Source organism: Bacteroidota bacterium (genome assembly GCA_041658205.1).
GTDB lineage: Bacteria > Bacteroidota > Ignavibacteria > UBA10030 > UBA8401 > UBA8401.
Genome location: JBBAAO010000001.1, coordinates 357,494 through 369,637, shown reverse-complemented (window position 1 = coordinate 369,637; position 12,144 = coordinate 357,494). Strand labels below are relative to the sequence as shown.

Here is a 12,144-nt window from a genome sequence, read left to right as displayed (position 1 = left end):
TTTTGTCTGTTATTATTATCCATTAAAGTACTCCGAGTATTTTAGAATCAATGTTCTATAAATAATAAACTTTTCCTTACCGATAGTTTTCACAAGTTGTTTCTTCAAATTCTTGACGCCTGTAATACTTTGGTTCAACATTTTTTGTAGAAGTCCAATAACATTATCTGGCACTTTCTCTATTTTCAATCTCTCTAATACCTCCTCTGTAATCTTGTAACTTGCAAAATCTTCTGGCCAAATCATTGTTTTGTTATCAATAGCGCAGATATAATTAAAACTATATGCATTATAAAGTTTAATAGCTCGCTGTTGTTTTCTTCGATTTAACGGTCGTAACGGAGCGTAATACAACATCATTTTTATTGCGTTATACCCTGCTTCGTCTGGTGACATACCCTCCCAACCTTTAGGGAAGTCCTTTGAAGAATAAATATATTTTCCGACCTGAGACATATACCAGTATGTCATATCATATGCCACTTGTTCAATTGATTCTTCAGACCAGCCTAATGTTATTTTCCACACCCTTTTATTTATTTGAACAGCTGCATCTTGTTCATCCGGCTCATCTAATTCCCAAAACTCTATTCTACTTCCGTTGTCTGTTTTTATTCTTCTCCATTCCCTATTCAGTTTCCATTGTGAGGGTTCTATAATAATTTTAATTACTTTTGATGGATCAACTTTAATTTCGTTCTTATGGTATTCATTTTCTTGCAGTTTTAATCCACCCTTTAACCGTATAATATGTCTTTGAATTTGCTCAAGAAGTTTCCGTCTTGACAATTTCATTGATTTAATTTCAATGACCCCATCTACAGAAATATCTCTGCCATTAGATTTGGCAACTCCAGTGGAAACTATTAATCCATCTGCCCCCTTCGTATACCCTCCAAACTCTTTACCTGTAATCTTTTTACGACTTCGTTCTTTAATAGTGTCTCCAAAATATAATTGGCCAGTGCTTTCAAATTCTCCAGACTTGATTAAATTGTTTAGAAGTTCGACACACGGTTTGATCGAAAGTAACTCTGCAAGTTCTCCTTTGAATCGGTTTATTATTGAAAAAAATATAACATTAATGGCAAAGCCCAATTCAGTGTCTGACAACACTGTCTTGCCATCGCTATTTGTCGTTTTCCTTTTTTCAGGATTGTGCGGTCCGTATTCAATTAATCTTCGAAATAAATATCCTCGCGGATGTGATTCAATATCACGAATTGCAGATTTTAACGAGTAGTCAAAAACATCCCAAACGGAGGTACTACGAGCTAAATGTACGTTAGGAGAGTTCAATCCAGCAGAGATAGAATCGTATAAAGCTCTTGAGATTGGTTCTCTACCTAAAATTGAAGATATTCTATAAGTAGTTTCATCTGACATAATTTAATTCTCGTGAATCATTGAATATTTTGTTTTCTCCAAGCAATAACTGCGTCATTAATGCCATCATCATATTTTTTTTCTGCCCACTTATCCCAAAAGTCCACAGTACCACTATTTGGTTTAGAATTTGGTTCTTTAATTCTTATTCTGCTTGGAAGCAAACTAGCATCACCAACAACTAAAGCCTCCCCTGTATCAAGCACTGGCAAAATATCACTAAATCCGCCAAGACTATCAGGTAATAGACGTTTTACGACAGATTGATCCTCAGCATTCGTTAATCTCATTGAAACTAAATTATTGCATTGACTTAAAACAGTATGATTAACTTCAGAGGGGCGTTGGCTAATTACAACAAGACCTACTCCATACTTACGCCCTTCTTTGGCAATCTTTTCAAAGATTCTCACCGCAATTTCATTTGACGAATCTCCTTCAGATCTCTCGGGAATATAAATATGTGCTTCATCACAAAATAGTGCCATAGGGTGTCGTTTTTCTAGAACAGTCCATTGTTGTAAAGAAAACGCAATCCTACCAATTAAGCTCACTATAAGTGGTAAAATATCAGATGGGACTTCAGAAAAATTTATAATTTTTATACCTCCTTTTTTGTTTTTTTGTAGACTAGTTCCAGAAAACATCATTCTTGATAAATTATCCAACCATTTAAGTTGAGATGCATCTTCGGGAACTTGAAAAAGAAAACCCAAACGTCTGTCAGTTAATTTATTTTCAAGCCTTGCAATCATCCGACTCAATTTTCCATAAAAATCCCCTTGTTTTTCGCCTCTCGAACCAGTTACCATTTCAGTATTTAATCGATTAAGTTCTTCCAACAATTCTTCTAGAGAAAAAGGAACGGGGCTATCAATCGTAAAATTATCAAGAATATCTTTTTGTTTTTTTTCTTCTAAATATTTCTTTTTTAATTGGACAACAGTTCTCGAAATAATCATTGACTGATTTGGTGCATTTTGATCTGTTCGATCAACCAACATTGAAATCAAAGCTTCATATCCCAGAAGCCAAAAAGGAAGATACATTATTCCGTCATCTAAACTCTTACCACTTCCAAGATCACTAGGACCTGCTATTCGATAGTGTTTAATTCCGTCTGATTTCATTGGTCCATACTCTCCATGAACATCAAATACTAATGCATTTACACTTGGTAATTCTGCCGCCTGTTCAATTACCCTCGCCGTAGTCCAAGACTTCCCAGAACCCGTACTTCCAACTATTACTGCATGTCGCTGAAAGAACTTATTACCATTTAAAAAAGCATCCGCACTTTCATCTAGGGTGTATTGTCCCAACGAAAGTTTTTGCCCTTCTCCAGCAACATTTGAAATAACTCTCATAAAAGAAGTCAGGACGTCACCTTCGACAGCAAAGCACTTTGCATCTATTTCAGGAACTGTTTCAAGAGTCCTTCTAAAAACATTTTCTTTTTTTCCAATTTTATCAATTAGTGTTCCTATTAAAACTGCTCTTACCAAATTCAATTGTGGTTGTAATGAACCTAATTCAAGTTCATCCACTTCAATTTGACCCGATTGATCCTTATCTGAGCTGTTCCTAGTGATTTTTTGGACAAGTCCAATTAAATGTTGTCCAGGTTTACTACTTTGTAATACTACAAGTCGATTTACCTGCATCCGTCGAAGTCTTTCGATATCGGCCACTTTAATTATTACTGTTCCTGTATCGACTGATGATACTGCACCAAGAGATTCTTCATCTTTATATTTAAATATTTGCATATTCGACTCCTTTTTAAATTACTTTTGCCAGAAGTTCACCAAGGCTCCATAGATTTATACCAGGAATTTCAATCCCAGCTAAATACTTTGGAGAATACATTTTAGTGCCCTTACTATATTCTTCGAAAACAACAAAGTTTTTACATCCACCTTTTAATAAAACTGTTTGTGCTGCCTTTGTCATTTGTTTAGTAATTACAACAATATGTTTATCTTCTTTTTTACATTTCGAAATTAATTTAGGCTGAATATGCTCGTCGTTAAATCCATACCCAATGCATATAAAGCTCTCACCAGATTCAATCGCATGATCAGCCCCAGATAATATTGACCTAAATGGTTCTTCGTGGGTTCTTTTATATTTTTCGATGCCTGGTGTTACAATTACATTAGAATATTTTTTTGGATTTTTTGTCACTGCTGGTAAATAATACACGGAACCATCTTTCGAAGCGAACCAATCTAAGGAACCGTGAACCTTCCAAATATCTATTGTTCTTAATAAGCTACTATTTTTATAAAACTGAAGTTTACTGTTACTGTAGTTATTTCCGATATAACCATTTCCAAATCCTGTTGACCAAGCATAGCCTACTGCATCTGCTGCATATTCAGCAAGACAATCATAATTTGGAGTAATTACCTGAATTCGTGTTCGAGTGCTATTAAAAAGATGCTTATAGAGTTTAGATAATGACAAATAACTGGGATTTAAAATAACTTTAGTTAAAACTTTTCGATCAAACGGGTATATATATTTCCATGTTTTTTCAATAATTAAATTTGATAATTCTTGACTTATTTGTAATTCTTGTAAAGATGATTCCAAATCTGTTGATTTAATTTTCTGTTCAAGAGTTTCCCATACTTTCTTATCTTTATCAAGAACCTCTTTTTCGACTTCTTTAATAAGAAAATCTGAAAGAAGTCCCATCCCGGGAATTTTATATCCGCAGGAATGCCCACTACCCAATACAATTACAGGAAATGACTGGAAACATTTTTGTACTGTCTCGAATGCATTTTTAAGTAAATCTTCTTTTTCTTTCAATTTCATAAAATTTTATTTTTAATTTGATTATTAATTTACCCCTCCAATTCATCAATTTTTATATATTGATTTTTACTAGGCATCAACAATGATTGTTTTTCTTCGATGCGATTTTGCACGAGATCCTTTAATTTATAATCAATCGTTGATATGTCGATAAATACACCTTCGTATAAATGATATCTTTTTTGCCATATTCGTTTGTGGGATGTGATCTCTACTTTTAAATCTTTGCCAAGATCCATCAGTTGATTAACTACATCATTGATCTTGTTGTTGTATCCATTTCCGGATAGGTAGCCATACACACGCTGCACGGCTTTCTGTTTTGCCACATTTGACATCTTGAGAATTGCCATCTTTACAAGACTTTCACGAAGAGCGTAGACAATTAGTTATAGACTGATAGGACTAATCAACTATTTGCATATCAGCAATCACATTTTTTAATATCTTAATTCGCCAACCAGTTGAATTTATTCATTTCTTAGTCGGACACTTCTGGAGTGGATTCATCTCTATCAATCAACTTAGACTGAAAATATGCATGATATTTTTTTATCAATATTTTAATTTTATTTCTAAACGGAAATACAGCCCAATCATATTCATCAGAAATATTTAAGCGTTCACATATTTTTCGTCTCATATATTGTGATTCTATGTGTTTGCTAATATAATATGTATAATCAACACCATAACAATTATGGTAGTATAAATACGACATGCCATCTACTAAATGTTGTTTTAGATCAATTATCGAATTGATTTTGGCATATGGAAATTCTTTAGATATTATTTCATGTAAATCATAATCAAATGGTAACATGTGCAAGTGCGCATGATCAATACAACAACCGGCATTGTAAGAATGATTCACAATACCATGTTCAAATATTGTAACGGATCCTTTGTAAACATCAATCATGAATTGTTTTAAATGGGTAACTACATTCATAAGTTCAGTAAACTGATTTTCACTTAAGTGAGAAATACTTGGAATATGACTTTTTGAAACAATTAGTAAATATCCTTCCACAAATTGACCTAATGCGGGCTTGACGTAATAATTATCTGTTTCAAATAAAATAGTATCTTCTACCATTATTTCTTTTTTTGAGTAGTCTACTATTGAACAAAATAAGCAATTATTATTTATAGTCATTTAAGTAAACATTATTAATAACTTTCCCATCATAAGCTGTATCCCAATCAATAAACCGTCCCGTACCTTTTTCAAACTTAAATTCAAAACTTACGATTGTCAGATCGGTTGATTGAACAGTTTCACAAAAAGCGTACAATTTGTCTTTTTGGCGATTAATTAATTCTATAACTGCGTACATACAATTTCGAACGTCTACTGTATCTAAATTTTCATAGTTCGATATAATAGTTTGTTCAATTTTAAATTGGAGTTGCCCATCTTCTCTTCTTAATCTTGCATAGGGAAAGTTCTTATTCTCGAGATTCCCTTCAAGCATTCTTGGACTTGTCCACCATATTATTTCGATAACTTCGACAAGGGTATTTGTAAAATCTATTAAATATCTACCACTGAAATTTCCCTTATTTTTTTCAACATTAACTGAGCAAACCCAATATTCGATTACATCAATACTGGTTATTTTTTGTATTTTTTTTTTAAGATCGACTACAGAGGTGGGAGAGGAAACTCTGAGATTATAGAGTTGACCATAACCATCCAAAGTGACAAATTTAATTATTGCTATTTTCGAATTGGTTATATTGTCTAAAAATATTGTACTAACATATTTAGCAACTTTGTGGAGTTTGTCTTTTGAATATCTTTTTATTGCTCGTTCTAAGTAACTACTCGAAGTGAGACCAAATTGGCTTAATAATTGATATTTCTTCCATTTATTCGGTATCATTTATTTCATGTCGATGTGTGTTTATTTCAATAAATTTTTTAATTACTGGCTTCATATTCTCAATAACATCATACTTATTTATTTCTTCAAACAGCACCCACGCATACTCGGATATATAATCATCTTCCTCATGTTTTGAAAAAGATATTTCTGTTGTATTGGCATAGCACAGACTTGCAGCTGCTACTATCTGCATCTGTAAATCCACGCCTTCTTTGTTTTTTCTTTGAATTATCCATTGCCACAAATAGAACGGTTCTGCTACTTTTATATCAATTCCCACTTCCTCCTTGACTTCTCTTTTAATGTGCTCTTCAAGGTTTTCACCGAATTTCATCCGACCACCCGGCACTTCCCATTTATTAGCCTGATTTGGATCTGCCTCAGATTTTTTAATCAATAATAATCTTCCTTCATTAGTTATAAATGCTTTTTGGGCAAAATAAAATTCTTTGATCATAATACACTCCTTATTATGGTTCAATTTTTGTTTTTGATAAATTATATAGGCTCTTAAACGCATCAAGAACTGTTTTTATAAATATTCCAAAAAATATATTTCTCAACCAGTCATACCCATAGTAATGGAAAAACAACGACACCGTTAAAGAACCATAAAATATCAAGACATTCCATGAAAAATCGAGACCAAATGTGTATGAGTATTTATACCAGCTCCATATTTTAATCAATATGTTTGATTTAATTTTTGGTACATCACTCATAGTTTTAATAACAGATTTGGCATAAACATAGTATCCTCCTCCAGCTCTGTGTCCGCTCGTATCATTTTTAAATAAATTACCATCTATATTTTTATTCAGGGACATGAATACTTTATATCCCACTAATGTCTGAATAAATAATAAGTTATAGGGTGATAATAAAATCAAAGATTCTAATAAAATTATATCACTTGGCAATCTAAAATATCGAGTTCTGCCATTGTCGTGGTAATCTACATTTGTAGGATTAGGAAATTGCACTGGATTATAATACACTTTTGAATGAAGTGACTTAATACAGAATTTAATTTTGTGTTCTACATTTTTTCTATTATTTACCTTCAAAGTTGGCAATAGAATTAAAGTATTATAAATATACAATTGTAAATAGGTATTCTCTGTATCCTCAACATGCATTAATAAATAGTTTATCGCACTTTCGATTATTTCTCTGGAAATATTGTGATCATTAATTACACATCGTAATACCATTGCTGTAACAACAGGTGAACCAAACGGTGAATTTATCAATTCTCCCCAAGAACCTTGTGAATCAATAAATCCTCTCCTTAATCTTTCTAATAAAATTGTTTTTGGGCGATCACAGTCATTGCATTTTGATAATGCAAAGTATGCGAAGCATATTTTTGGAATTACGGTTTTTAATTCAACAATCTGTTTTAAATTATTTTCGTTTTCTGCAGGATTATCTATTAATATCCAACTTGCTAACTTCAATTTGCAGTTATTAATTAAATGATCATATCTAGCAAGTTGTTCTGCTGATATATTTTGAAAGGATAAATCTGAAGAAAGAATCAACCAACTACTCATGCCGTAAATACCATATTGTGCTTCCGATATTCCTTCTTCATCCCAAAACTGACCTACTAATTTTTCAATATCTCGGAGTTGTGCGTACTGCAATAAACTATTGGAGAGATTTTTTAGCAAATTGTCAATTTTATTTTTCATAACAGCAGTTTTTTTCCTTTGTCTATCGGTTCTTTATTTCGTTTACTATTGAAACTATTTTGCAACAGGATTTAGAGCAATAACTTAATGCGATGTCGGTAACTACTCTTCCAATATGTTGGGCCATCAAAGCGAATATACTTCGACAAACACGTTGCGGATACAGTCAACCCAAAAATTCAGTTGTTCTTCGACAACATCTTAGGCTCTGAGCTGGTCTTCATAAGATAATTCAACAACAAAATCGAAGTAAGAATAAAAAACTCTTCATAATAATTCCCGATACACAATATCAGAAAAACTAACCGTCACTACAGCCAACAATACTTTGTAGTGGCTTACAATTAATTCGTAGATTATAAGTGAAACATTGTAATCTTTTAATCTAGCTTTGGCAAGACCGTAAGCACGTATATTGCATTTTTTGACAATTTGAGACAAAAAACTCTTGGCTAAAATCAGTAAAAACTTTAAATCATTTTTTTATTACATGTTGACTGCTGAACGCTAAAATCTGAATGCAATTATTCAATGTTCTACTCACTTGATCAATTTGCTGAAGTTTGTAAACATTGCATGTCCGGGAAACGCATGATTTAACTCACGATAATTAACATCCAGAAGGTTATCCTGAGGTATAATGATCCTGTCGAACTCTCCTTTAAGAATGGCTTTTAAGTCTTCCAACTTCTCACGGATATCAGATGTTAATTCGAATGCCGGAGTTGGAAAATCACTTCCGAAAATCAGATACTCTGATGGCAATTTAGCTACATCCTCAAAATAATTTTGTCGGAACGGTGTGCAAAACGCAGAGACGTCGGCAAAGCATTGGCCATTATATGATTTTACCTTGTTGTTATTTAGATATTCTGATATTTCGTTAAAATCGGAATGCTCAAGGAATTTCCCTGCAATACCCGACGCAAAATACGGCAGCCCGCAATGAGCAAAAATGATTGTCATTCCTTCATCAAGCCCAGTTCGGATATTTGATCGTATTTGTTCCACTTCTGGTACAAACCATTTATCTCGGCCCAAAAACCAATTTTTCACATTATCGGTAAAGCCCCAAGTCAAGAAATCATAGGATTTTGTTCTCTGATCCGAGGACTCAATTGCATATTCTGGACCGACATGCAGCAGTAATGGCAACGGCTTACCATTTTTTGCAGTTGCAAGAAATTTCATCGCCTCCGCTACCCTTTCATCCGCCAGATTTATTTGTTGTGCGGAGGGGAGCCATTTCAGCAGCACAGCTCCCTGGTCAACACACGCAGCTATACGTTTTTTAAATTTAGGATCATACGGATGAACCGAAGCGCCGAACAACACTTTTTCTCCAGCATCCTTTTGCAATTTTTGGATATATGCATTGTCGATCCACATGTGGGAGAGCTCTTTTCTCTCATTTCCCCTGATATCAAATACAGGATCTAGTGCAAGACAAACCACGCGGTCCAATGTGCTGGTGTTGATTGTTTCAATAGTTTTTTCATGCAGCACTTGATCGCATACAATATCAGGGTCGATGCGCGCATATAATAAAAATATTTTGAAGACCGGTTGCCGTGTGAACCAATCAGACATTTTTCCCAATCCACCCCACTGATCCCCAAGAAGGCCTACATGCACATGCATGTCAATATGTTCATCGATGTGAAGTATCGGCATAAACATCCTTTCACAATTGAAATGCTAGATTAGTTTTAATGCAATCCTGCAGTGCAGTGGGATCGATGGGCGGATTCGCCATCGTGACATCTACAGTCGTTTCATCAGAAAGATGGGCGAAGAGTGTATTTAAATCGTCCAAAAAAACAGGCGTTACTTTCGTCTCCATTTTTTTTGTCAGAGGATTTGTTTTCACATCAATCATTAAAAAACTTAAATACATCGACAGATCTCCGTCTTCTACGGCAGAACGGACAAAGCTCTCGGTAATATCATGCATTAGGGTTTTCTGCATGTTCAATGCTGCAATAATTTTCCTTCCTCGAGATGAAATATCAGACCACAATTTAGCATCGGGATAACGGATGCTTTGATAGCTGCCTGTTTTATAATCGGTACTTTCCAGATAGGCACCTCCACCTCCGGCAATGGCATAGTGAGGTGCTGATACAGCTGTTCCATTATTTCGCAAATGCTCAGTCGTTAAATATCTCTGAAACGTATCCGGCGAATAATATTGAAAGTTATGTTCGTGACCGCACACAACTAATCGGATGCATTTGTACTGTGCTATTATTTTATGCAGAGTGGTCAAATATTTTTCCTTGTGATTTTCCTCTAAAAGGGCTGGAATGTGAAAGAGGACTATTACCGACGCGTTTGCTTTGGTTGCCTCTTTTAATCTGCCATCAAGCCAATCGTGCTGTTCGTGATCAGGTTCAATGTGTCGTTTCCAAATTTGCCACCAGTCATTACTGTCGTCCATATTGGCTTTCATCCCCGTATCGAGACCGAGCACAACCAGATTGCTGGCGCCAGAATTATCGCGCAACTCCCAAAAGGTTCCGGGCTGGGGCACATGACGCAATCCGTACCGTTCCCACAAGCGATCAAAGCGGTGAGTGCAAAAAAGATGGTAATACTCTTTCCCCTTATGAGGAGAAAAATATTCATGATCGCCGGGAGTCGACCAGATGGTACATTGAAGGTTCCGGTATGGCTCAAAAAAACCGGCAATAAAGTCGTTTGTATCACGGTCCATTGAGTCCATTCTTGCTGCGGGATACGCAATATCTCCGTTAATGATCATGAAATCCGGCTGTAGGGTGCGGAAGAGGGGTATTAGTGAATATTGTGAATTGTCTCCTTCTCCGGTATCTCCCACGACAATAAAACGAAACCCTTCGGAAACGTTTTTCCCTTCTTGTAATAGATTCGTAAAGGGAACAGATCTATCGGCAGGATTAGGCTCTCCAAACGTTTTTCTCCATTCTCCGGAATAATCAAGACGCGTATATTTTCGACGTGCTGCCAACCAATTCTTTGGTTGCAGCCAAAATCCGGGACCGCGGAGTTCTGCTGGATTAGGAAATATGATCTTAGCCATTAGTATCCTCACTTGCTTTTACCGGTTGCGGTTTCTTCTGTCCTTTTTGCAGGTTCAGCAGCGATGAGCTCAAATCATTCCAAAATGGAGCCCCAAAACTAATCATCAGTGCCGTAATAAAACAGCCGAAGAAATACCGGAGGATGTTTTGTACACCGTTCGTTGAACCGTGATCCCACATTTTCTCCACTTCAGACCAGTCAAGAAGATAATTAACCGGCATTGAATTCGCCTCACCTGATACAAGCCTCATTGCCTCTTCAAAACTTTCGGACGGATTATAAACCGATGTACTTTCCGGTTTCGCTTCTTTGGATGTCTCTGTTGTTCTGCGTTGATACACATCCATAGCATATTCAGCTACTTTGGCTGCCTCCTCCGGGGACATTGCTGCTGCTTTCCGGTAGAGAACATCTATCGGTAGATTGCAACCGACAGCCAGTAGAATAGCAAAGATAAATGTTTGACGAGTATTACGACGGCGGTAGGAATATTCGTAATTGGTCTGCAACCGTGAAAAATTTTTATCCACTTCATCGACGTGCTGCATAAAATGTGCACGAAAGGCGATAAGCATCCGGGAAGCGTCGATCACTTGCGGTAATTTTATTGTTCCAATTGAAAGAGATTTTGTCTTGCTAGAACTCGGAACAGTGTGTTCCCATTCCTTCAAGAATTGAACAACGCGATGCGCATTCCAATAACCGGGAGAAGCTGTCCCTGCCCGGCCAAGTTCAGTAAGAAACTGTTTCCATTGCGGTGAAGCGCTCGATGGTGTTCCTTTTTGCATCGTTGATTCTGCGGTGATGTGGTCAAGCGTTCGTTTAATCCAAGGGGGAACGGTTTTTTCCAATCCTTCAATCAACTGATTTTTTTCAAGGGGAAGTAAAGAGCCCTTTGGGCGTATTTTAAAAAGTTGGAAGGGAGACCTCATCTGAAAGTCGCTAACAATGGAGGGTTGGAAGAAAAGCGTCGACCAAGGACCGAGAAAATCAGTTAGGGCATTAGTATAAGCTCGGCTTTTACTGCTGGTGATATACTTATACATTTCCTGGAAAATCTGCACAGCAATTGCCAGGCCTAAAAACGTTCCCGCCAATCCCAATATAGTGCTCAAAAGAGATGATTCCATTAATACCTCCGAGTGATTTATTATTGACAATCATAAGCTCAATTTAATAGTGGCAACAGGATCATTATTTGCAGATGCATAGCCACCTGCATGGTAATAGTTTCAATCACAATTTGGTTACATTTCACTGTCTCTTCGACAGCGCATTGG

The 12,144-nt window shown here is 35.8% G+C and carries 11 protein-coding genes; all 11 read right to left on the bottom strand.

Annotated elements, in window-relative coordinates; genetic code table 11:
- Nucleotides 1–15 precede the first annotated feature (15 nt).
- The 11 genes from WDA22_01520 to WDA22_01470 all read right to left on the bottom strand — a co-directional run bounded on the left by WDA22_01520 (nt 16) and on the right by WDA22_01470 (nt 11,994).
- A complete protein-coding gene (locus WDA22_01520) occupies nt 16–1,386 on the bottom strand; it encodes a hypothetical protein (protein ID MFA5832131.1) in 1,371 nt (456 codons plus the stop codon).
- A 17-nt stretch (nt 1,387–1,403) separates the two neighbouring features.
- Nucleotides 1,404–3,155, bottom strand: a complete 1,752-nt coding sequence (locus tag WDA22_01515) for an ATP-binding protein (protein MFA5832130.1) — start codon at nt 3,153–3,155, stop codon at nt 1,404–1,406.
- A gap of 13 nt (nt 3,156–3,168) precedes the next feature.
- Nucleotides 3,169–4,212 (bottom strand): SIR2 family protein, encoded by a 1,044-nt coding sequence (locus tag WDA22_01510; protein MFA5832129.1) that lies wholly within the window; start codon nt 4,210–4,212, stop codon nt 3,169–3,171.
- Nucleotides 4,213–4,241: 29 nt separating this feature from the next.
- Nucleotides 4,242–4,541, bottom strand: coding sequence for a hypothetical protein (locus WDA22_01505; GenBank protein MFA5832128.1), 300 nt, complete (start codon nt 4,539–4,541; stop codon nt 4,242–4,244).
- A 152-nt stretch (nt 4,542–4,693) separates the two neighbouring features.
- Entirely contained in the window at nt 4,694–5,311 is a 618-nt protein-coding gene (locus WDA22_01500) for an HIT domain-containing protein (GenBank protein MFA5832127.1), read from the bottom strand.
- Nucleotides 5,312–5,357: 46 nt separating this feature from the next.
- On the bottom strand, nt 5,358–6,101 hold the full coding sequence (locus tag WDA22_01495; GenBank protein MFA5832126.1) for a hypothetical protein: 744 nt from the start codon (nt 6,099–6,101) through the stop codon (nt 5,358–5,360).
- The gene (locus tag WDA22_01490) at nt 6,088–6,561 is read right to left on the bottom strand and encodes an NUDIX hydrolase (GenBank protein ID MFA5832125.1); all 474 of its coding nucleotides are present in this window, start codon (nt 6,559–6,561) and stop codon (nt 6,088–6,090) included. Before WDA22_01490 ends, WDA22_01495 begins: the two co-directional genes overlap by 14 nt.
- 13 nt (nt 6,562–6,574) lie before the next feature.
- The gene (locus tag WDA22_01485) at nt 6,575–7,801 is read right to left on the bottom strand and encodes a hypothetical protein (protein ID MFA5832124.1); all 1,227 of its coding nucleotides are present in this window, start codon (nt 7,799–7,801) and stop codon (nt 6,575–6,577) included.
- A 540-nt stretch (nt 7,802–8,341) separates the two neighbouring features.
- On the bottom strand, nt 8,342–9,475 hold the full coding sequence (locus WDA22_01480; GenBank protein ID MFA5832123.1) for a hypothetical protein: 1,134 nt from the start codon (nt 9,473–9,475) through the stop codon (nt 8,342–8,344).
- A gap of 10 nt (nt 9,476–9,485) precedes the next feature.
- On the bottom strand, nt 9,486–10,862 hold the full coding sequence (locus tag WDA22_01475) for a metallophosphoesterase (GenBank protein MFA5832122.1): 1,377 nt from the start codon (nt 10,860–10,862) through the stop codon (nt 9,486–9,488).
- Nucleotides 10,855–11,994, bottom strand: a complete 1,140-nt coding sequence (locus WDA22_01470) for a hypothetical protein (GenBank protein MFA5832121.1) — start codon at nt 11,992–11,994, stop codon at nt 10,855–10,857. The genes WDA22_01475 and WDA22_01470 overlap by 8 nt, the downstream gene beginning before the upstream one ends.
- Between the last annotated feature and the right edge of the window lie 150 nt (nt 11,995–12,144).

What these genes read in the sequence shown, in the direction of transcription:
- WDA22_01510 (MFA5832129.1), bottom strand. Translation starts at nt 4,212, where the DNA reads ATGAAATTGAAAGAAAAAGAAGATTTACTTAAAAATGCATTCGAGACA.
- WDA22_01490 (MFA5832125.1), bottom strand. Translation starts at nt 6,561, where the DNA reads ATGATCAAAGAATTTTATTTTGCCCAAAAAGCATTTATAACTAATGAA.
- WDA22_01520 (MFA5832131.1), bottom strand. Translation starts at nt 1,386, where the DNA reads ATGTCAGATGAAACTACTTATAGAATATCTTCAATTTTAGGTAGAGAA.
- WDA22_01515 (MFA5832130.1), bottom strand. Translation starts at nt 3,155, where the DNA reads ATGCAAATATTTAAATATAAAGATGAAGAATCTCTTGGTGCAGTATCA.
- WDA22_01500 (MFA5832127.1), bottom strand. Translation starts at nt 5,311, where the DNA reads ATGGTAGAAGATACTATTTTATTTGAAACAGATAATTATTACGTCAAG.
- WDA22_01485 (MFA5832124.1), bottom strand. Translation starts at nt 7,801, where the DNA reads ATGAAAAATAAAATTGACAATTTGCTAAAAAATCTCTCCAATAGTTTA.
- WDA22_01480 (MFA5832123.1), bottom strand. Translation starts at nt 9,475, where the DNA reads ATGCCGATACTTCACATCGATGAACATATTGACATGCATGTGCATGTA.
- WDA22_01475 (MFA5832122.1), bottom strand. Translation starts at nt 10,862, where the DNA reads ATGGCTAAGATCATATTTCCTAATCCAGCAGAACTCCGCGGTCCCGGA.
- WDA22_01495 (MFA5832126.1), bottom strand. Translation starts at nt 6,101, where the DNA reads ATGATACCGAATAAATGGAAGAAATATCAATTATTAAGCCAATTTGGT.
- WDA22_01470 (MFA5832121.1), bottom strand. Translation starts at nt 11,994, where the DNA reads ATGGAATCATCTCTTTTGAGCACTATATTGGGATTGGCGGGAACGTTT.